16 protein-coding genes and 1 tRNA gene are annotated in these 20,826 nt (G+C 56.1%); 12 read left to right on the top strand and 5 right to left on the bottom strand.

Annotation, left to right across the window (positions count from 1 at the left end):
- Positions 1 to 28 precede the first annotated feature (28 nt).
- Positions 29 to 286, bottom strand: a complete 258-nt coding sequence (gene rpmA / locus L881_RS0109285; RefSeq protein ID WP_025733426.1) for a 50S ribosomal protein L27 — start codon at positions 284 to 286, stop codon at positions 29 to 31.
- Between the two features lie 31 nt (positions 287 to 317).
- On the bottom strand, positions 318 to 629 hold the full coding sequence (rplU, locus tag L881_RS0109280) for a 50S ribosomal protein L21 (RefSeq protein ID WP_025733425.1): 312 nt from the start codon (positions 627 to 629) through the stop codon (positions 318 to 320).
- Positions 630 to 1,117: 488 nt separating this feature from the next.
- Here rplU and ispB point away from each other — a divergent pair, with 488 nt between their 5' ends.
- From ispB to purU, 5 genes are all read left to right on the top strand, one after another.
- Complete coding sequence (gene ispB / locus L881_RS0109275) at positions 1,118 to 2,095, top strand: octaprenyl diphosphate synthase (RefSeq protein WP_084055467.1); 978 nt, start codon at positions 1,118 to 1,120, stop codon at positions 2,093 to 2,095.
- 90 nt (positions 2,096 to 2,185) lie between these two features.
- Positions 2,186 to 2,262 (top strand) — tRNA-Pro (locus L881_RS0109270).
- 808 nt (positions 2,263 to 3,070) lie between these two features.
- Positions 3,071 to 4,609: a glycine betaine/L-proline transporter ProP gene (proP, locus tag L881_RS0109265; RefSeq protein WP_025733423.1), complete on the top strand. Its 1,539-nt coding sequence runs from the start codon at positions 3,071 to 3,073 to the stop codon at positions 4,607 to 4,609.
- 367 nt (positions 4,610 to 4,976) lie between these two features.
- The gene (locus L881_RS0109260; RefSeq protein ID WP_025733422.1) at positions 4,977 to 7,244 is read left to right on the top strand and encodes an FdhF/YdeP family oxidoreductase; all 2,268 of its coding nucleotides are present in this window, start codon (positions 4,977 to 4,979) and stop codon (positions 7,242 to 7,244) included.
- Between the two features lie 138 nt (positions 7,245 to 7,382).
- Positions 7,383 to 8,231 carry a formyltetrahydrofolate deformylase gene (purU, locus tag L881_RS0109255; RefSeq protein ID WP_025733421.1) on the top strand — a complete coding sequence of 283 codons (849 nt, stop codon included), beginning with the start codon at positions 7,383 to 7,385 and terminating at the stop codon, positions 8,229 to 8,231.
- Between the two features lie 161 nt (positions 8,232 to 8,392).
- Here the strand turns inward: purU and L881_RS0109250 are convergent, their stop codons facing one another.
- Positions 8,393 to 9,871, bottom strand: coding sequence for a phospholipase D family protein (locus L881_RS0109250; RefSeq protein WP_025733420.1), 1,479 nt, complete (start codon positions 9,869 to 9,871; stop codon positions 8,393 to 8,395).
- A 106-nt stretch (positions 9,872 to 9,977) separates the two neighbouring features.
- Between L881_RS0109250 and L881_RS0109245 the strand changes: the two genes are divergently transcribed.
- On the top strand, positions 9,978 to 10,739 hold the full coding sequence (locus L881_RS0109245; protein WP_025733419.1) for a TlpA family protein disulfide reductase: 762 nt from the start codon (positions 9,978 to 9,980) through the stop codon (positions 10,737 to 10,739).
- A 108-nt stretch (positions 10,740 to 10,847) separates the two neighbouring features.
- Positions 10,848 to 13,802 (top strand): RNA polymerase-associated protein RapA, encoded by a 2,955-nt coding sequence (rapA, locus tag L881_RS0109240; protein WP_025733418.1) that lies wholly within the window; start codon positions 10,848 to 10,850, stop codon positions 13,800 to 13,802.
- Between the two features lie 201 nt (positions 13,803 to 14,003).
- On the opposite strand, the gene L881_RS0109235 is transcribed toward rapA, so the two are convergent.
- Positions 14,004 to 15,149, bottom strand: a complete 1,146-nt coding sequence (locus L881_RS0109235) for an RNA-guided endonuclease InsQ/TnpB family protein (RefSeq protein ID WP_025733417.1) — start codon at positions 15,147 to 15,149, stop codon at positions 14,004 to 14,006.
- A 191-nt stretch (positions 15,150 to 15,340) separates the two neighbouring features.
- On the opposite strand from L881_RS0109235, the gene L881_RS0109230 reads away from it, so the two are divergent.
- From L881_RS0109230 to L881_RS0109210, 5 genes are all read left to right on the top strand, one after another.
- Positions 15,341 to 15,727 (top strand): sirohydrochlorin chelatase, encoded by a 387-nt coding sequence (locus tag L881_RS0109230; protein ID WP_025733416.1) that lies wholly within the window; start codon positions 15,341 to 15,343, stop codon positions 15,725 to 15,727.
- A gap of 83 nt (positions 15,728 to 15,810) precedes the next feature.
- On the top strand, positions 15,811 to 17,259 hold the full coding sequence (locus L881_RS0109225; RefSeq protein WP_025733415.1) for a cryptochrome/photolyase family protein: 1,449 nt from the start codon (positions 15,811 to 15,813) through the stop codon (positions 17,257 to 17,259).
- A gap of 269 nt (positions 17,260 to 17,528) precedes the next feature.
- A complete protein-coding gene (fabA, locus tag L881_RS0109220) occupies positions 17,529 to 18,044 on the top strand; it encodes a 3-hydroxyacyl-[acyl-carrier-protein] dehydratase FabA (protein ID WP_025733414.1) in 516 nt (171 codons plus the stop codon).
- Between the two features lie 14 nt (positions 18,045 to 18,058).
- On the top strand, positions 18,059 to 19,276 hold the full coding sequence (gene fabB / locus L881_RS0109215; RefSeq protein WP_025733413.1) for a beta-ketoacyl-ACP synthase I: 1,218 nt from the start codon (positions 18,059 to 18,061) through the stop codon (positions 19,274 to 19,276).
- 145 nt (positions 19,277 to 19,421) lie between these two features.
- A complete protein-coding gene (locus L881_RS0109210) occupies positions 19,422 to 19,946 on the top strand; it encodes an HdeD family acid-resistance protein (protein ID WP_025733412.1) in 525 nt (174 codons plus the stop codon).
- A gap of 129 nt (positions 19,947 to 20,075) precedes the next feature.
- Here the strand turns inward: L881_RS0109210 and L881_RS0109205 are convergent, their stop codons facing one another.
- The gene (locus L881_RS0109205; protein WP_025733411.1) at positions 20,076 to 20,825 is read right to left on the bottom strand and encodes a lysophospholipid acyltransferase family protein; all 750 of its coding nucleotides are present in this window, start codon (positions 20,823 to 20,825) and stop codon (positions 20,076 to 20,078) included.
- Between the last annotated feature and the right edge of the window lies 1 nt (position 20,826).

Below are 20,826 nucleotides of genomic sequence, written 5' to 3'. Positions count from 1 at the left end.
CGCACTGTTACTTCACGCGAAGAATGCCTTAGGCAGGAACAACGCTTACGAATTTACGCTGTTTCGGGCCTTTGGTTTCAAATTTCACGTGACCGTCGGTCAGCGCGAAAAGGGTGTAATCCTTGCCAACACCTACGCCAGTACCAGCGTGGAACTTGGTGCCGCGCTGACGAACGATGATGTTACCCGCGATAGCTGCCTGGCCACCGAAGAGTTTGACGCCGAGGCGTTTGGACTGGGAATCGCGACCGTTACGCGAACTACCGGCTGCCTTTTTATGAGCCATTGCTAAATCCTCGTAGCTGGGGAAAACGCGCTTACGCGGTAATTCCGGTAATTTTCACTTCAGTAAACCACTGACGGTGGCCCTGACGCTTCATGTGATGCTTGCGGCGACGGAACTTGATGATGTTCACTTTCTTGCCGCGGCCATGGGAAACCACCTCAGCAGTTACCTTGGCACCTTCTACCAGCGGCGCGCCGATTTTGACTTCATCGCCGCCAACTAGCAGCACCTGATCGAAATCAATGCTGTCACCAGTCGCAACTTCAAGCTTCTCAAGCTTGATGCTCTGGCCTTCTTCTACGCGGTACTGCTTGCCACCGCTTTTGATTACTGCATATGTCATGGGATTCTCCAGAGGACTCATCTTGATTCGCTGCTTGGGTAACCTGCGTCGAGTGGCACCCCTCTTGGCACCATCTAACAGGGAGCACGACGAGTTTTAGGGCGCACTATTTTAACGACACTGCCGAAGAAACACAATCCTGCAAACGGCTTTGTCTGCGCTCTCTAACCAAGTGGTTGATTTCACTGCATTACGTCTCTCTTCCAGGGGCAAGAAAGCCACATAGACAAGGCTTGCAGAAGACGCACTACTTTAGGGAAGGAGATGACGCAGCGCTATATTCCCCATTCTCTACCACCGATAAATCGCGCCATTAGCGCCGTCAGCTTTAAGTTCCTGCGCACCAGTGGCATTATCAGCATGGCTGCCCCACACGCTGGGGTGGCATGTCGGCCCGGCCCGGCGCTTTCACTTTACCCATACGCTCGCCATCGCTGACTGCGCGCTTGGCGCAACGACTGCCTGTATTCAACAAAGACTCGCCTAACATGTCACTCAGCGCCTCCAAGACCCATGCTCCTGTAGCGGAAGACTTTGCTGCGGTAAACCGCACCATCACTGAACGCCTCGCCTCTGATGTTCCGCTGGTCGAAACCATCGGCCACTACATTGTTGAAAGCGGCGGCAAGCGCGTGCGTCCGTTACTGGTGCTTCTGGCCGCGCGAGCGCTGGATTACCAGGGCGACAAGCACCAGCTATTGGCGGCTCTGATTGAATTCATGCACACCTCCACGCTATTGCACGATGACGTGGTGGATGAATCCCATATGCGACGTGGCATGGCAACCGCCAACGATGAATGGGGCAATGCGCCGTCGGTACTGGTAGGTGACTTTCTCTACTCGCGTTCGTTCCAGATGATGGTCGATGTAGGCTCGATGGAGATCATGCGAGTGCTGTCGGCGGCCACCGCCACGATTGCCGAGGGTGAAGTACTTCAGTTGACCAATATTGGCAATGCCGACATCAATGAAGACGACTACTTCCGCACCATTCAGGGCAAGACAGCAATGCTGTTCGAGGCCGCTTCGCATACTGGTGCCCTGCTCGCGGGCGGCAGCGCTGAGCAGATCGAAGCGCTTCAGCTCTATGGTCGCTATCTGGGCCTCGCCTTCCAGCTTGTCGATGACTTGCTCGACTATCAGGGCGATGCCTCGACCATGGGCAAAAATGTGGGCGACGACCTCGCCGAAGGCAAACCTACCCTGCCTCTGATTCAGGCAATGAAAGTGGGTAATCAGGAAGATGCCACGTTGATTCGCCAGGTGATTGAACAGGAAGGTGGGCTGGAACATTTGGAGCGGGTACAGGAGATCATCAACCGCACCGGTGCGCTGGAATACACCCGCGACAAGGCCCTGGAGATGCGCGACCGTGCTCATTCCTGCCTTGAACTGCTGCCGCCAAGCGAATTTCGCGACGCATTAACGCTACTGGCAGACCAGGCCGTCGAACGTACCGCCTAAGGCCACAGCAACAGCAGGGGCTTGCAAAACTACCGTGAAGACTTATAATGCGCCCCACTTCCGCAGCACCTTGTGTGCCAACGCGGAGATCGGAGTGTAGCTCAGCTTGGTAGAGCGCTGCCTTCGGGAGGCAGAGGTCGTAGGTTCGAATCCTGTCACTCCGACCAAAAAATTGCTTTAAAAAACCGCCAGTTAGCGACCATCGCTGCTGGCGGTTTTTGTGTGTGTCTCTGCAACGTGACCAAAACGTGCAGGTTAGTGACTTCAACGCTTCACACACTACTTCCGAATATACATAGCGCTGGCTCATTATTGCTGCGCGGCCGCATCCTGCTTGTGCTTTATTCGGTCTCACTCGGCATTATCATCCAGCGCAGGATAGTTATCGCACCGTCAAAACCTGCTAGCCGACAATTCCTTATAGAAATATTAAAAACGTCCTGTTTGGCGGCAAAATACCCAACACACTTCTCGGCAATATTTCTGCTGGTAACCTGCACTCGGAAGCCACACGCGCTAAAGCGCACGACAAATATCAATAACGCGCCGAGGCGTGAGCTTAACCTTCCTGACAAAACTGCGACGCTCCCCTTTCCGGCAGGAACAGCACCTACGAGGAGGAAGGAAATGTTCGCAAAGCACCGTGACAGGCGCTCTTTTTCTCCTGGGGCGGGAGGGCGCAGGCCGCTTCATGAGTACCCCTAATCATCTAATACAAGTTGCCGATAGCACTCCCACACAGCCGGTCAGCAACCCGTTTTTCATCGCTCACCAAAAAGAAAGAAACAATACCTTGTCAAATCTCGAGTAGCCCACTATTCATGCTATCTATAGAGCGGCGTCCACTGGCTATTTATAAACCTAGGGTATAATGGTCGCTTCTCTTAGCATTAATAGTCCTTATGGTGCGGCGTCGTGTGCTCAGACGTACCGTTGCCAAAGAACATTGAACAAAAATTCAACCGAGGATAAATCATGGCAGCAACGACCACAGATACCCCCGGCAGTAAAAAGAAACGCAAGAGACGCGCCCTCACTCTTAGTGACGTAACACTGGTCAAAAAATCAACACTGAAACGCACCGCCCTAGGCACCGCGATGGGTAACGGGATGGAATGGTTCGATATGGGTGTTTACGCCTATCTCGCCTCTATCATCGGTGTTGTGTTCTTCCCAGGCAGCAGCCCCGGCGTCCAGATGATGGCCTCATTCGGTGCCTTTACCGCCGCCTTCCTGGCACGCCCTATTGGTGCTCTGGTACTAGGCCCGCTGGGTGACAAGCTCGGGCGCAAAAATGTACTGACCTTCACCATGATACTGATGTCAGCCAGTTCGTTCTGTATCGGCCTGATACCCAGCTATGACACCATCGGTGTCTGGGCGCCCATACTGCTGCTGTGCCTCCGCCTGCTACAAGGCTTCTCGACTGGCGGTGAATACGGTGGTGCAATGACCTTCCTGTCGGAACACGCGCCTGACCGTATGCGCGGCTTCCTGACCAGTTGGCTTGAGTTCGGTACCTTCGTCGGCTACATCGCTGCGGCACTGATCGCTACGCTGGTACAGCAGTTACTCAGCGAAGCTGATCTGTATAGCTGGGGCTGGCGTATTCCCTTCTTCATGGCGGGGCCGCTCGGCCTGATCGGTCTCTATGTGCGTATGCGTCTGGATGAAACTCCCGCATTCGAGCAGCTTGAGAACGATAAAGAAGAAGAGCAGGAATCCTCCAATCAGGGGCTGACCACCATGGTATCCGGCCACTGGCGTCCTCTGCTGCTCAGCACAGGGCTGGGGTTGGTATACATGGCAACCAACTACATGGTGCTGGCCTATATGCCTACCTACCTCTCTTCAGTAGTCGGCCACTCTGCAAGCCACGGCTTGTGGCTGCTGATTGCGGTCATGGCAATCATGCTGGTCATCCAGCCGTTCATGGGCATGGCAACCGACCGTTTTGGCCGCCGTCCGGTTATTTTTACCGGCTGCCTGGGCTTCTTTATCTTTGCCATCCCTGCCTTCACGATGATGCACTCCGATAGCCTGCTCATCATCTTCGCTGGCCTGATGATTATGGGGGCTTTCCAGACCTGCTTCACCTCCTCCATGGCAGCCACCATGCCAGCGCTGTTCCCGGCCGCTATCCGCTATGGTGCCATCGCCGTTACGCTGAGTGTCTCCGGATCGCTGTTCGGCGGAACGACACCATTGCTCTCTACCTGGCTGGTCGAGACCTTCGGCAATGACATGCTGCCCGCCTACTACACGATGCTCACGGCGATTATCGGTATGGTGGTGATTCTGATCACGGCTGAAAGCGCACGTAAGCCGCTGATGGGATCTGCGCCAGCAGCGCTGAATAAAGAAGAAGCGAGAGAAGTGCTCGCTGAACATCACGACGATATCGAAAGCCAGATCGACGATATCGAAAGCCAGATCGACGATATCGACGAGCAGATGGACGCTCTGGCCTCCCAGCGCCAGGAGCTTGTCGAGCAGCATCCACGCATCGACTGATCCACTCCTCTGCTACTCTGAGCCGGCATTTCGATGCCGGCTTTTTCATGTCTGCCGTTCGACACTCCGTCAGAATTTTGGTTAAACGCTGTCGAAGCAAGCCTCTTTCTTCCCCTTCTGGCCCCGACAAGCAGCCATAAAATGCCTCGTTGTGCGCCTGCATCGCGGAATATCGCGAGATGCTTTAGAGTAGAAAACACTCGGAGGGCAGCAGGTTGCCCATCATTGCTATTTTATTCGGCAGATACTCACGCTTCCCCATCATCACTGCGCACAGGGCATCGTTCTTTTCTTGCTCACAAAACGCAGCGGCATCGCTGTGTAGCGCACCATCGTGATGTGATGGAGATCGGCAAGGAGACCCAGCATGGCGCAGAAACCCAGCTACAAGCCTTATAAGCACGCCGCCGGCGGATGGGGAGCCGCCGCCGCTACCGCCAAGGTACTGATGCAGGAAAGCGTGATTACCAAAGGGTCGAAGGCGCTGCTGTCGATGAACAAGCCGGGCGGATTCAAGTGCCCGAGCTGCGCCTTTCCCGACCCAGACTGCACGAAAACGCTGGAATTCTGTGAAAACGGCGCCAAGGCACTCGCTCATGAGGCCACTCAATTTCGCATTACGCGTGAGTTTTTCGAACAGCACAGCGTCACCGAACTGATGAAGCAGTCAGACTTCTGGCTCGAAAAGCAGGGCCGCCTGACTGAACCAATGCGCTACGATGCAGCGACCGATCACTATGTGCCCATCAGTTGGGACGACGCATTCGAATTGATTGGCAAGCATCTGCGCGAGCTGGATTCGCCCCATCAGGCGGAGTTCTACACCTCGGGCCGCACCCCCAACGAAGCCGCCTTCCTCTATGCGGTCATGATTCGGCAGTTTGGCACCAACAATTTTCCCGACTGCTCCAACATGTGCCATGAACCGACCAGCCGCGGGCTTCCCGCCTCGATTGGCATAGGTAAGGGCACTGTCGTGCTTGAGGATTTCGAGCATGCCGAAGCGCTGTTTGTAATCGGCCAGAATACCGGCACCAACTCGCCGCGCATGATGACCAATCTGGTAGAAGCCAGTAAACGCGGCGTACCGATTATTACCATCAATCCGATGCCTGAACGTGCGCTGATGAAGTTCGCCGAGCCGCAGGACATCATTCAGATGGCGACCTTCGGCTCCACGAAAATTTCCAGCGAATTCGTACACGTCAGGATTGGCGGTGATCTCGCCATTCTGAAAGGCATGATGAAGATCATATTCGAGCGCGATGCCAAGGAAGGCGGCATTATCGACTGGGATTTTGTTAATACCCACACCGACGGCATCGACGCGCTGCGCGCCGACATTGAGCCGCTGGAATGGGAGGATATCGAGCAGCACTCTGGCATCAGCCGCGAGCAGATCGAACGCATTGCCAATGTCTACATTCGCTCCAATGCCACCATGATCTGCTACGGCATGGGGCTTACGCAGCACCAGAGAGGCTCGAAGCTGCTGCAACAGGTCAGCAACCTGCTGCTGCTCAAGGGCAACTATGGAAAGCCGGGGGCTGGCATCGCTCCGATTCGCGGCCACTCCAACGTGCAGGGAGACCGTACGGTCGGTATCGACGAGAAGCCCACCAAGGAATACCTCGACAATCTTGCCAAGGCGTTCGATTTCGAACCACCGCGCGAGCACGGCCATCATACCGTTGAGTCAGTGGCCGCGATGATGAAGGGCGAGGCGCGTGTTTTCATTGGCATGGGCGGCAACTTTGTCCGCGCAATTCCTGACACCGCGGCTTCTTACAAGGCGATGGCGTCGCTGGATCTCACCGTGAATATCTCCACCAAGCTCAATCGCGGCCATTTGATACACGGCAAGGATGCGCTGATTCTTCCGGTGGTATCACGTTCCGAGCAGATTTTCACCGCGAAGGGCGAACAGTTCGTCACCATTGAAGACGCCATGTCCAATGTCACGTCCTCCAAGGGCGTACTGGCACCTGCCAGTGATTCGCTGAAGCCCGAAACCGAGATCGTCTGCCGTATGGCCATGGCCGCTCTTCCTGACAGCACCATCCCGTGGGCCGATTACATCGACGACTACGATTTGATTCGTGACAAGATCGCCGAGGTATATCCAGCGATTTACAGCGACTTCAACGAGAAGATCAAACACCCGCACGGCTTCCATCTCTATAACGGCCCGCGTGAACGTGTGTGGAAAACGCCCAATGGCAAGGCCAACTTCCTTGTGTTACCGGGGCTTGAGGTGAACGATCCTGTAGATGACGCCGACATGCTGAGGCTCTCGACCATTCGTTCCCACGATCAGTTCAATACCACCATCTACAGCAACAATGATCGCTACCGCGGCGTATATAACGACCGCATGGTGGTTTTCATGAATATTGATGACATCAAGGAGCGCGGCCTGACGCCGGGCGAAAAAATCGGTTTGAAGACGATCAGCCAGGATAACGTGCATCGTGAAATCACTGAACTGACCGTGCTTGAATACGCGATACCGCGCGGTTCGATTGCGGGCTATTACCCCGAGCTGAACCCGCTTCTGCCCCTCGATTATCACGATAGAACCAGCGGCACACCGGCGGCGAAATCTATTCCCGTCAAGGTAGCGCGAAGCGCTTGAACGTGGCATTTATCGGAGCGGGATACGGGAATTTTCCTGCCGGAGCAGTCCCTCTGCCGCTGCTGCGACAGTGAAATTGCGGGCAAAGAGGGTATACTGCGCGCCATTATTAAGTTGGTTAACGGAGAATGGCGCGACATGACCACCCTGATTCTGACGCTTTCCTGCCATGATCGTATCGGCATTGTAGCCGCAGTAGGAAGCGCAATTGCCGCACAGGGCGGCAACATTACCGAAAGCGGGCAATACACCGACAGCGAAAGCGGGCGTTTCTTCATGCGAATCTGCTGCGAAGTGGCAGATGAGGTGGGGTATACACGCTTCCACGAAGGGTTCGCTGCGGTCGCCGACGAGTATGAGATGAAGTGGTCACTTCACGATACCGCCGTCAAACCGCGGGTACTCATCATGGTATCGAAGCAAGGACATTGCCTGAATGACCTGCTCTATCGTCACAGCACTGGACTGCTGCCGATGGAGCTTGCCGCGATTGTCTCGAATCACGAAACCTTCCGGGTGCGCGCCGAGCAGGAAGGCGTTCCCTTTCACTATCTGCCGGTCACGCCCGACACCAAGGAAGAGCAGGAACGCAAGCTGCTGGAGCTGATTGATGAGCAGCAGGTCGATCTTGTGATTCTTGCGCGTTATATGCAGATTTTGTCCGACGACCTTTCTGCAAAACTGTCAGGCAAGGTGATCAATATTCACCACTCATTCTTGCCCAGCTTCAAGGGCGCCCGCCCCTACCATCAGGCTTATCAGCGCGGGGTGAAACTGATCGGTGCCACGGCTCACTATGTGACGGCTGACCTCGATGAAGGCCCGATCATTGAGCAGGATGTACAGCGTGTAGACCATGCCATGACAGCAGACACCATGGCCGCGATTGGTCGCGACACCGAGTGCCGCGTGCTGGCCCGCGCCGTCAGACTACAGCTTGAGCATCGCGTTCTGCTGGACGGCAAACGCACTCTCGTGTTCGAGTAGCGTTGCGATTGGGTTAGGTTGGGCTGCGTTCGTTATTTGGCGAGCGCAGCCTGCCTGCCCCCTTCATCTGCCTGAAAACTCCCCTGCCCCTCAGTCGCCCTCGCCCTACGGCAGCCAGAACATTGCCGCCCCTCTCGCTTTGGCGACCAAAGTGAAGCGGTCTACAGCACTCTCTTTATCAGCGGAATACGCCCAACCAATGCCTGGAAACAGCGCCACAGGTTGCCCCTTTCCCAATAGTAATGGCGAAACTTGCCGGTATGCGAGATAGAACTCCAGCGCAGCTTGCCGTTGACCAGTTTCAAGCGATAGCTGAACTCAGGCAGCATGCTCACTGCATTGATTTCGCGTAATTCCTTATTGAGCACTTCACTGTCGATAACCACACCAAGTTCGCAATTCCACCACACCGAGCGCGGATCAAAATTGAATGAGCCGACCATCAGGCGATCATCATCCAGGGCATAGGTTTTGGCGTGCAAAGCATAAGAGTTGGGACGCGACAGTTTAAGCCGCGTTCGCGAGCGCAGCCGCGCAGCCAAAGGCGAGCGAATACGTGTGCGGTGGCGAATCTCGTAGAGCCTTACCCCCTGGGCCAGCAGCGGAGCACGCCAGGGGCCATAGCCCCCATGCACCAGCGGCACATCGGTGGACTCCAGGGCGTTGGTAATTACGGTAAGCTTCACGCCGCGCGCCAATAACGCCTGAACATCAAGCCGATCAGTATCCTCGGGAATGAAATAGCCTGCCGTCATCACCAGGCTATGTTCGACTGTTTCAAGCTCCCGTGCGAACGGAGTGCTCATGCGCAGCTTTTCAGGCGGTCGCCCCTCTACCGCAGCCGCCTCCGGAGAGTCATAGAGCACTCGCCCCGACGCCCAGGTAAGCCGTTCCAGTAGCTCTTCCCGACTATCGTTGCGCAACTCCTCCACACCTTCATCGAAACGCTGTCCTATGGTGGAGGGCTTCGCACAATGCGCTTCAAGCTCCTGCTGAAGGTGGCGCCAGTCGTGTGGCTCAGCCGTAATAAATGCCTTCAACGGCACCACCAAAGGGTGCTGCCAGTAGGTGTCGAAACTGGTCACCAGAGAGCGTACTACGTCACCGCCAACCCCCAGTACATCAAGGTCAATAAAGGTGTTCTCTGTTTCTGCCGAGAAATAGACATCGCTGAGGTTGCGCCCTCCCCAGATAGCGTTGGCGCCATCGACAATCCACAGTTTATTGTGCATCCGGCGATGCAGGCGCCGCACATTAAGCGCCATACTCAGCAGGCGCGTCACGGTGAAACGTCTTCCCCAGCGCACCGGATTGAACAGACGCACTTCAATATTCGGGTGTGAATCCAGCTGCGCGAAACGTCCCTGCTGATTCCCTACACTCAGATCGTCGAGCAGCAGCCGCACTTTTACACCGCGCTCGGCCGCAGCGATCATCGCCAGCAATATGCGGCGTGTGCTGTGACCATCCTCGAAGAGATAGATTTGTATGTCGAGACTTTGCTCTGCGCGCTCGGCCAACAGTATGCGCCGTGCATATGCCTCAAGCCCGTGTCTCAACAACTGCATACCTGACTGATCATGATGTTGCTCAGCCTGCTGGTGGGCCCAGGCGGCTTCCGAGAGGGGGTTGTTCTTCACTGCTGTTCCCTTGATTTCCCTGCTGCAAAAATAGTTGCTTAAGGGGAAGTATGCCGGTTCGCTGCCGATAAGCCAGACTTCATTGGCGAATCATGGTCGAAACAGAATGGCTAACACCTTCTGCTGGGGGCTTCTGGCACTGCCCCTCAGTGGCATCTACACAGCGCAGGCACTGCTTCCGCTGGCATTCATCACGCCTGCTTCTGCACGTATAAAGCTGATTGGAACGCTGTTATGCGCGTTTACCTCAGACTGGCTCCCAGTAGCCGCATCCAGCGTTATATCTTACGGGGCACTGGGCGCGGTGGTCGTCATCATGATGGTAATGAAGGCGCGTCGTTACCTGCTTTGGGTCGCCTGCTCTATCGCTATCTGGCTGTTCTGCAAAACGCTCGATCCGCTAGCAACAACGCTACCCACCACACTTCCCGCCGTGCCTTTTGAGACGCTGGCCGGGCACCCCGCCCCTCTGACAGCTCCGTCAGCTTCACCTCGCTTACTGCTGCTATGGCAAAGCAGTAATAAAGCCAGCACGCAGCAGCTAGCGCTGCTCCAGCAATGCCGTCACTCCCTCGCTCCGCTGGTACTGATTGCCATCAATCAGGGGGATCAGCTTCTGGCGCTACTCTCTGCCGTGAAGGCTACCACCTCCTCCGAATCAGCTTCTTCCACGCCACTCGTAACGCAACTGCGCGATCGTCACCAACAGCTGGGCAACGCTCTGGGGATAAGGCACCTTCCGCTTATTGTTCTGCTTGATCGTAACGGCCAGATCGTGGCTGCCAGCACGGAAAAGCTGGGCTGCACAGGATTACGCAGGCTGGTTGACAAGCACCGCGACATTTTTAAGGATGATGACGTGCCATAGAACGGCTACCATATGCGCCCCTGTTCATCACTGGCAGCCAATAAGGGCTACCGGTAGCGACAGAACATGACCGCCTTCTCCTCTTCAATGACTCGAACCGCAATCTCTATGAGCGATTTTATTCCTGGCCAACGCTGGATCAGTGACGGTGAATCCGACCTGGGCCTGGGCACCATTTTAAAAACCGATTTCCGTACCGTGATGGTGCTTTTCTCCGCGAGCGAGGAAACACGAACCTACAGCTTGCGCGATGCTCCTCTCACGCGAGTAACCTTCAGCGCAGGCGATATCATCGAATCCGATGATGGACAAACGCTGCGAGTGCGCGAAGTGCACGAAGAAGAGGGGCGGCTCAGCTATCACTGTGTTCCCGCCTCCAGCGACGACGGCCATCCCGACAGCGATATTATCGAGCTGCCGGAAGCGCGGCTTAATGATCGCATGCAGTTTCATCAGGCGCGCGAACGCATTCTTACCGGCCAGATCGACCGTAATGACTGGTTCAATCTGCGCTACCGCTCGCGTCAGCACATCCAGCGTATTGAGCGCGCTGCGGCCTATGGCTTTTCAGGCCCGCGCGTCGATCTGGTGGATCACCAGCTGCATATCGCCCACGACGTGAGCGCGCGCCATCGTCCGCGCGTGATGCTGGCGGATGAAGTCGGGCTGGGAAAAACCATCGAAGCGGGCCTGATTCTGCACCGTTTGCTGCTGACCGAGCGCATCTCCCGCGTACTGATTCTGGTGCCTGACAGCCTGAGCCATCAGTGGCTGATCGAGCTGCGCCGTCGCTTCGGGCTGCCCTTCACGCTGCTCGATGAGCACCAGAGTGAAGCGCTCTCAAGCAGCACCAATCCGTTTGAAGCCAGTCAGTGGATTATCGCCAGCCAGCAGTGGCTGTTTGCCAACCCTCGCCGCCAGCTCGAAGCCCGTATCGCACAGTGGGATTTGCTGATCGTTGATGAAGCGCACCATCTGGATGCACAGCGTGAAGAGAGCGGCTATCACTGTGTGCAGCATCTGGCCGAAGGCAACTGCGGACTGCTGCTGCTGACGGCCACCCCTGAACAGATGGGTATCGAGCGCCATTTCGAGCGGCTACAGCTACTTGATCCTGAACGCTACCACTCGCTGGAAGCCTTCAAGGAAGAAGAGCAAGGCTTTGCTGCCCTGGCCGATGTGCTGGATGAGATTGAATCAGCAGTGCGCGCGGGCGAGCCTCTCGCGTCAGCCACGCGTGAGAAACTGGACGCCCTGATCAGCGACGATGTTGATGCCCAGGCGCAGCTCGATCTCCTCAGTAGCGCCACGGGGCAGCAGCAGGCTGATGCGCTACAGCGTCTGCGCCAACTGCTGGTCGATCGTTATGGCATTGGCCGCGTGATGTTCCACAACAGCCGCCGCGATATTCCGGGCTTCCCTGAGCGCAGGTTGCATCTGGAAACGATGACTCCGCCGCCAGGCTATGCGCGCACGCTCAAACGCCTTCAGCGCGATGAAGACTATCTCGATACACTGCTGGTCGAGCATCATCTTCCCTATCCTGAGCTGCTGATCTATCCCGAGATGACCTATGCGGCGCTGGCAAATGATGAGTCTGACCCGTGGTGGAAGGTTGATCCACGAGTAGAGTGGCTGCGCCAGTGGATCAAGGAGCATCCCGGTGAAAAAGCGCTGGTGATCTGTCACGCCAATGACACGGCACGCGAGCTGGCAACTGCCATCCAGATACTCAACGGTCATCAGGTGCCGGTCTTCGATGAGCACACTTCTCTGGTTGAGCGTGACCGCGCTGCCGCTGACTTCGCTGACCGCGAAGGTGGCAGCCCCATTCTGGTGTGTTCTGAAATTGGCTCGGAAGGCCGCAACTTCCAGTTCTGCCATCATTTGGTGCTGTTTGACATGCCGCCCAACCCCGAACTGCTGGAGCAGCGTATCGGACGCCTGGACCGCATCGGTCAGACTCACCCGATTGATATTTACGCGCTCTGCTTTGAAGAGGCGCCGGACCACGCATTGGTGCGCTGGTATCACGAAGGGCTGCGTGCCTTCGGTTCTCCCAACGGTCTGGGCGGCGAGCTATTCGAGCATTTTGCCGATGAGCTTGATCACGCCTGGCTCGATACCGACGCGCTGGAGCAATTAATCAATGACAGCGCCACCTTGCTTGAACAGCGTATCTCCGAGCGTGCGGCGGGCCGGTATCGTTTGCTGGCGCAGCATCAGCGCAGCAGTGAGTCACTGGAAATCCTGCGCGAAGGCATTGAGGAGCTTGATCAGGATAAAAAATTCACGCGCTATCTTGAGCAAGCCTTCGATATCTTCGGGGTAGATAGTCAGGATCTGGGCAACGGCATTCAGCATCTGTTGGCAGGGCCGCACATGATTGACGGACTGCCTGGGCTAGCCAAGGGGGACGAGGGCTTCAGCGCCACTCACCTGCGCAAGCGTGCCCTTGAGAGGGATGATATCGAGCGGCTGAGCTGGGAGCACCCGCTGGTGCGCGAGATGCTTGAACGCACCATTGATTCCAGCATGGGCAATACCGCCGCGGCTTTGCTCAAGCACCCCGCCATTCCCGGTGGGCGCCTAATGGCAGAGATGGTCTTTGTGACCCATACGCCGGCACCCAAGCGTTATCAGCCAGGTCGCTTCCTTCCGCCCACCACGGTTCGTCTACTGCTCGACGATCAAGGGGCCGATTTAAGCGATAAGGTGTCGTTCGGCGGGCTTGCCAACAACCTGAAAAACGTCAAAAAGGCCACCGCGCGCGAGCTTATCAAGCAGTGCATTCCGCAACTGCGCCAGCTCTTCAAGCAGGCAGAAGAAAAGGCAGCGGAAGAACTTCCCGCACTGATTGAGAGCGCCCAGCAGCAGCTTGCCGCCGGTATTGATCCTGAAATTGCACGCCTTAACGCGCTCAAGCAGCGTAATCCGGCTGTGCATGATGACGAAATCGAGGCGCTACAGCAGGAACGTGACACGCTCAGCGACGCTATCGCCAACACCCGCTTGCGTTTCGATGCGGTCAGGATGATCGTCACTGTCGGCGTTGACGACTAGCACCTGATATTCGTCTCGCCCGCACCCCAAACGGCTGAGCCTTGCGCTTGGCCGTTTTTCCATACCAATCACCTCGCCCTTCAACGCCTTCCCAGCCTCCTGAGTACGCATTGCAAAGCGTTCATGCTGTCAGCACTTTGACTGCTCCCCTCCCTCAGCATTCGCTGCCGCCTGACGACGGAAAGGAAGGGGATTCCCAATTCACCGAGAATTAGACACAGAGACGAGCTCCATGCCACTTACGTTCTCTCCAAGGGCTAACACCGCCAGCCCGGCGGCTTTAATGTTGACCGCCGCGTTAACGTCGCGGTCATGGTTTTCCAAGCACTCAGGGCATGTCCAATCGCGTACCGCAAGTGGCATGGCGTCCATCACATGCCCACACCCAGAGCAGCGTTTGCTGGACGGGTACCATTGGTCAATGGCAACCAGTTGTCGATCCGCCCAGCTAGCCTTGTACTCAAGCTGTCGCACGAACTCTCCCCAACCTGCATCACTGATGGATTTGGCTAGAGTTCGGTTACGCAGCAGGTTCTTCACCTTGAGGGATTCGACGCAGATCACTTGGTTCTCGTTAATCAATCTGCGAGACAACTTGTGCAAGTTGTCCATTCGGCAATCGGAAATTTTAGCGTGAAGGCGGGCCACTTTCTGCCGGGCCTTGGCACGGTTTTTCGAGCCGAACTTCTTCTTGCTCAGCCGACGTTGTGCCCTGGTCAGTTGACTCGCGTACTTCGCCGTATGGCGGGGATTGCTGATTCGATGTCCATCGCTGGTGACGAACAGGTCTTTCAGTCCGAGATCAATGCCCACCATCCTTGGGGTGATAGGAAGTTTCTCGGCGTTGAACTCGCACAGGCACAAGACAAAGTAACGGCCTGCGGAGTCTTTGGAAACAGTGACAGTGCTTGGCTCACTGGGCAGCTCTCGGCTCCAGCGAACGTCCAGTGGTGTCCTGCTCTTGGCAATAAACAGCTTGCCGTCGCGGTACTTGAAAGCAGAGCGGGTGAACTCTGCCGACTGACGATGCCGTTTGCTCTTGAATTTAGGGTATTTGGTGCGCCCCTCAAAGAAGTGCTTGAAGGCGGTTTGCTGATGGCGAAGGCACTGCTGAAGGGGCACACAGGACACCTCGTTCAAAAAGTCCGTATCCACGGCCTTCTTCATTCGCGACAGCTCAGAATTAGCCGCGACGTAGCCGATTTTCTCCTGCCGTTGGTAGAAGGCATCGGTTCGGTAACGAAGTACGGCGTTGTAAACGAAACGCACACAGCCGAATGTCCGGGCAAGCAAACTCTCTTGCTCAGGCGTCGGGTAAAAACGGTATTTGTAGGCACGTTTCGTCATGCCTCACATATTAACCTTTTAAATGTGAAGATAGACAGCCAAAATGGAGGAGGCGAGATACTGGGCAGCCTAACGGCTGCGCCCCCCCCTCCCCCCACTAAAAGTACGGGGTTTCTCGCGCAAAACTGATGAAACCCACTGATGGGCATGCCCGGCGATCCAACGAGACACCTTTCCAACGAGACACCTTTATGCAGCAATATCTGATTATTCTTGCGCATGGCTCCACTGATCCCAAATGGCAAGCCCCGTTCGCCGCCATGGAGACACGACTGCGCGAGCGTTTGGGCGATCATGTCAGGCTGGCCTATATGGAACTCTGCTCGCCGCTCCTTGAAGAAGTTGTCGAAGAGATCGCTCATACCGCGTCGGGCCAACAGCGCGTTGACATCCTGCCGCTGTTCTTTGCCGCAGGTCGCCATTTGCGCCACGACGTGCCGGCGCAAATCAATGCGCTGACGGCCAAATTTCCTCAACTATCGCTGGAACTGCTACCGCCGGTGGGCCAGCACCCAGCCTTTATCGACGTAGTCGCTGAAATCGTGGCGGAGCGCGACAGCACCACTCGCACACCGTAGTCAGCGAGGCCGGGGCCGCACGATAGCGGGATGGAACAACCGTCCCTTCCACTTGTTTGTCAGGGAGCTGTCCGGGGGAGAGCATGAGCGACCTTCATCTGGTGTGGCTGCGTAACGATTTACGCATCGACGATAATCGAGCGCTTGCGGCGGCGGCTCGACAGGGCAAGGTAGTCGCACTGCTGGCACCCTGCTATGCACAGATGTCGCGCCACAGTCATGGGGGAAACAAACAGGAGTTCTGGTATCGCTGCGCGCAGAGTGCCAAACAGCAGTTGGAAGCACTGCACATTCCAGTATTGGTACTCAGCGCCGACAGCTTTGATGAAGTACCCGGCCAGCTGCTCGCCAAAGCGAAGGAGAGCGGCGCTACGCATCTTCACTTCAATGACGAATATGCGCTTAACGAACGCACCCGCGACAGCCAGGTAATCAAGGCCGCCCAGAAGGCCGGTCTCAAGGTCACGCGCTACACCGATATGATCCAGTACGCTCCCAGCCCCCTGCTTACCGGCAAGGACGAGTTCTACAGCGTTTTTACGCCTTTCGCGCGGGCCTGGCATCGTTACCTCAGCGCCGAACAGCTCGCCCCCTCCCCGCCCCCGGAGCGCCAGGTCAAACCACGCGGTATCAGCAGCGACACGCTTCCCCCTCCGACATTAACGCCAGGCAAAGCCGCCCAGCTCTGGCCAGCGGGGAGTGAAGCAGCGCAGTCCAGGTTGTCACGTTTTCTCCAAGGCCCCATCAAAGGCTACAGCGAAACTCGTGACTTCCCGGCCCTCGATGGCACCAGCACTCTATCGCCGTATCTCGCGGTAGGTGCCATTTCAAGCCGTCAATGCCTGAACGCTGTCTTGCATCACAACAACGGCCATCTCAGCGACGGCGACGCAGGTACCACAGCCTGGGTGAACGAACTTGTCTGGCGAGAGTTCTACCAGCACATCATGGTCGGCTTTCCGCGAGTATGCCGCCATCAGCCCTTCAAGGAAGCAGGCAACAAGATGAAATGGCGCGATGCCGCAGACGATCTTGCTGCATGGAAGGCCGGGCGCACTGGTTATCCCATTGTCGATGCCGCCATGAAGCAACTGGTTGCCAGCGGCTGGATGCACAACCGCCTGCGCATGGTGGTCAGCATGTTCCTGACCAAGCACCTGCTGATCAATTGGCACGAGGGCGAAGCGTTCTTCCTTGAGCATCTCATTGATGGAGAATTTGGTGCCAATAACGGCGGCTGGCAATGGAGCGCCTCAACCGGCACCGATGCCTCGTCCTACTTCCGCCTCTTCAACTCCACTACGCAATCGCAGCGTTTTGACAAAAAAGGGGAATTTCTCACGCAATGGCTCGATGGTTTCGAAACTCTCGACGCTAAATCGCGTCATAACCCTGGCAACGAACAGCGCAAGGCGCTTGATTACCCTCTTCCCATTGTCGATCACCGGGCCGCTCGCGAGCGCGCACTAGCGGCCTTTGCCAAGGCATTCAAGCGTGATAGCCAGGCGCCAAAGGCACCCGTGGGAAGCTGATAAAAGATCGTTTTTATGCAGTCGGTGCCAGCTATGGCATAATGTTTCTGCTGGCACCGGAGCTGTTTGCCTCTCTCGACTATTCCCGAGAGGGGGATGAAAAGGCCTCTTGCCGCCGCTAACGGCGCAATTTCTCTGCGTAGAATTTTATTTTGGCGACGCACCTGAGTGCAGAGCCAATGTCGCGCATTCCCTTGAAATGAGGAAATTAGGCGCAAAATAGAGAAATTACGTACACCTATTTACCCAGATCTTCGGAAAGTGTCTTTGTGACCAAGCAACATTCCTTCAGCTATGAAGAGCTGCTGAAATGCAGCCAAGGCGAACTCTTCGGCCCCGGCAATGCCCAGCTACCAGCCCCCAACATGCTGATGCTGGACCGTATCACCCATATCTCTGAAACCGGTGGTCATTACGGCAAGGGCGAAATTATCGCTGAGCTCGACATCAAGCCTGATCTTTGGTTCTTCCAATGCCACTTCCCCGGCGATCCGGTGATGCCCGGCTGTCTGGGGCTTGATGCCATGTGGCAATTGGTCGGGTTCCACCTGGCCTGGCTTGGCAGCCCTGGCCGCGGGCGTGCACTGGGCTGTGGAGAAGTCAAATTCTCCGATCAGATCATGCCCAGCGCTGAAACCGTCACGTATCATATTCACCTCAAACGTGTGATCACTCGCCGGCTGATTCTCGGAATTGCCGACGGTGAACTTCTCGTGGACGGGAAGCCCATTTACCAGGCAAACGACCTGCGTGTTGGTCTTTTCAGCTCCACTGAGAGTGCCTGATTGGGAGAGTTCTCATGCGACGCGTAGTAGTCACAGGTATTGGCATAGTTTCTTGTCTGGGTAATGACCAGCATCAAGTACTCGACTCCCTGCGCGAAGGGCGGTCGGGAATCCGCTATCGCGAGGAATACGCCGCACGGGGCATGCGTAGCCATGTTGCTGGCGCAGTGGACATCGACTTTGCAGAACACATTGATCGCAAGCAGTTGCGATTCATGGGGGATGCAGCGGCCTATGCCTATATTTCAATGAAGCAAGCGGTAGAAGATGCCGGCCTGACACCGGAACAGGTCTCCAATCCCAGAACAGGATTGATTGCAGGCTCTGGCGGAGCTTCATCCGCCAATCAGGTCGAAGCAGCCGACGTCCTGCGCGAGAAAGGGCTACGTCGTGTTGGCCCTTATCGCGTTACCAAAACAATGGGAAGTACCGTATCGGCGTGTCTCGCCACCCCATTTGGTATCAAGGGCATCAACTACTCGATCTCCAGCGCCTGCGCCACCTCCGCTCACTGCATCGGTTCCGCAATGGAGCAGATTCAGTTCGGCAAGCAGGATGTAGTCTTCGCTGGCGGCGGTGAGGAAGAGCACTGGACACTGTCGTGCCTGTTCGATGCGATGGGTGCGCTCTCCACCGAGTACAATGAGTGTCCGGAAAAGGCTTCCCGCCCTTACGATGCCAAGCGTGATGGCTTCGTTATTGCAGGCGGCGGCGGCATGATCGTGCTGGAAGAGTACGAACATGCCAAGGCGCGTGGCGCGAAGATCTACGCCGAACTGGTTGGCTATGGTGCCAACTCTGACGGGTATGACATGGTAGCGCCTTCCGGTGAAGGGGCGGTTCGCTGCATGAAGCAAGCGCTTTCTACCGTGAACGGTCATGTTGACTATATCAACACGCACGGCACCTCGACTCCTATCGGCGATATTCGCGAGCTTGGCGCACTGCGTGAGGTGTTCAGCGACGATATGCCCTGGATATCCTCCACCAAATCGCTGACCGGCCACTCGCTGGGAGCTACCGGTGTGCAGGAAGCGATCTATTCGCTACTGATGCTCAACCATAACTTTGTCTGCGCATCTGCCAACATTGATGAGCTCGACGCTGAAGCGGAAGGCTGCAATATCGTTCGTGAACGCATTGACGACGCCAAGCTGGATCGCGTGATGTCCAATGGCTTCGGCTTTGGCGGCACCAACGCATGTCTGGTATTCGAGAGAGTGACTGACTAAGCGCGCTCCATGCCAGGCAACCACTGAGCCCAAAAGCAGCCCTGCTTTTGGGCTCAGTTGTATTACGCGACTTATGTTGCACCGGATTTCTTCACGCCCGTCAGGATAGAATGAATCCTCCCCACTACCTACCAATGGAACTTTTATGACCTCTCCTGTCATCTCGCCCTCTTCCTGGAAATGGAGCCTTGGCATCGGTATCGCCATGCTGGTGATTGGCTTTATCGCCATGGGCAACCTTATTGTCGCAACGGCAGCCTCCATCTATCTGGTGGGCGTTGTCATGCTGGTCGGTGGTGTGTTGCAGCTTATTCACGGATTCCGCCAGCATCAACGCAAGGCATTCTGGATCATCTCGGGCCTGCTTTATGCGATTGCGGGCATCTTCGCTATCAGCAATCCCTTTGCATTTTCGTCAGTGCTCACGCTGTGGCTTGGCATCGTGCTGATCTTTGTCGGAATTTCTCGCCTGCTCTCTATCCCGTCATCGGTGCCTGGCCGAGGCTGTATGCTCTTCTCGTCGATTCTGACGCTTCTGCTGGGCCTTGTGCTGGTACTCGGCTGGCCTGCCAATAGCCTGTGGGTCATCGGCATGTTCCTGGCATTCGATCTGGTCTTCCAGGGCTGGAGCTACCTGCTGCTGGGGCTGGCATTGAAAAAACGCACCTAAGCGACTACGCATACCAAAAGCGCCATAAGGCATATGCCTTATGGCGCTTTTTTATTTAGACCATCGCACGCTCGGCTATACACAAACGACATGTGCCGTTATCAGTAGCGCTAGCTGAATGGCGCCGGATCAGACGCTGCTGGCAACCCGCTGTTCAGGGCGCGGCACGTCGGAAATATGTGCCAGCGTGCTTTCGATCCACTGCTCTACTTCTGCATGTACTTCATTGGCTTTACGACCGGTAGTAGCAATGGGCTTGCCAATGGCAATGCGGATAGTGCCAGGCTTTTTCACCCAGCTACCACTTAGCCAGCACTCTCCTGAATTGTGGGCGATGGGCACGATATCCGCACCGGCACGCTGCGCCAGCATAACGCCGCTTTTGGAAAATGGTTTGCGCTGACCGGGGGCAACGCGCGTACCTTCCGGAAACAGCAGTACCGAGAAGCCGTTTTTAAGCCGCTCGCCGCCTTCCTTCATGAGCGACTTCAATGCCTTGGAGGGCTGCGAACGATCCAGCGGAATCGGTCTGATCAAACGCAGCGACCAGCCAAACACGGGAATATTGAGCAGCTCCTTTTTCAATACCGTACACATCGGCGGCTTGAGTAGCTGCAAATAGAGCGTTTCCCACTCACTTTGGTGATTGGAGAGCATCACACAGGCGTCGGCAGGCAGCTCCTCACGATGACCCGACACCTCGATCCGAATACCACAACAGACGCGGAGCCACAGCATAATGGCGCGGTTATAGACATTCAGCAGATCAAAACGCTTCTTGACCGGTAGCACACAGCACACCGGCACAATCAATAAGGCCATGAGCAGAATCATCACTACATAGCCGATATAAAACACAATACTGCGAAGTTTATTCATG

It is taken from the genome of Carnimonas nigrificans ATCC BAA-78, from assembly GCF_000526695.1.
Taxonomy (GTDB): domain Bacteria; phylum Pseudomonadota; class Gammaproteobacteria; order Pseudomonadales; family Halomonadaceae; genus Carnimonas; species Carnimonas nigrificans.
The sequence above is the reverse complement of the archived record's forward strand: the minus strand, read 5'-3'. Positions and strand labels throughout refer to the sequence as shown.

Coding starts and splice junctions, on each gene's coding strand:
- rpmA (WP_025733426.1), bottom strand. CDS start 286: ATGGCTCATAAAAAGGCAGCCGGTAGTTCGCGTAACGGTCGCGATTCC.
- rplU (WP_025733425.1), bottom strand. CDS start 629: ATGACATATGCAGTAATCAAAAGCGGTGGCAAGCAGTACCGCGTAGAA.
- ispB (WP_084055467.1), top strand. CDS start 1,118: ATGTCACTCAGCGCCTCCAAGACCCATGCTCCTGTAGCGGAAGACTTT.
- proP (WP_025733423.1), top strand. CDS start 3,071: ATGGCAGCAACGACCACAGATACCCCCGGCAGTAAAAAGAAACGCAAG.
- L881_RS0109260 (WP_025733422.1), top strand. CDS start 4,977: ATGGCGCAGAAACCCAGCTACAAGCCTTATAAGCACGCCGCCGGCGGA.
- purU (WP_025733421.1), top strand. CDS start 7,383: ATGACCACCCTGATTCTGACGCTTTCCTGCCATGATCGTATCGGCATT.
- L881_RS0109245 (WP_025733419.1), top strand. CDS start 9,978: ATGGCTAACACCTTCTGCTGGGGGCTTCTGGCACTGCCCCTCAGTGGC.
- rapA (WP_025733418.1), top strand. CDS start 10,848: ATGAGCGATTTTATTCCTGGCCAACGCTGGATCAGTGACGGTGAATCC.
- L881_RS0109235 (WP_025733417.1), bottom strand. CDS start 15,149: ATGACGAAACGTGCCTACAAATACCGTTTTTACCCGACGCCTGAGCAA.
- L881_RS0109230 (WP_025733416.1), top strand. CDS start 15,341: ATGCAGCAATATCTGATTATTCTTGCGCATGGCTCCACTGATCCCAAA.
- L881_RS0109225 (WP_025733415.1), top strand. CDS start 15,811: ATGAGCGACCTTCATCTGGTGTGGCTGCGTAACGATTTACGCATCGAC.
- fabB (WP_025733413.1), top strand. CDS start 18,059: ATGCGACGCGTAGTAGTCACAGGTATTGGCATAGTTTCTTGTCTGGGT.
- L881_RS0109210 (WP_025733412.1), top strand. CDS start 19,422: ATGACCTCTCCTGTCATCTCGCCCTCTTCCTGGAAATGGAGCCTTGGC.
- L881_RS0109205 (WP_025733411.1), bottom strand. CDS start 20,825: ATGAATAAACTTCGCAGTATTGTGTTTTATATCGGCTATGTAGTGATG.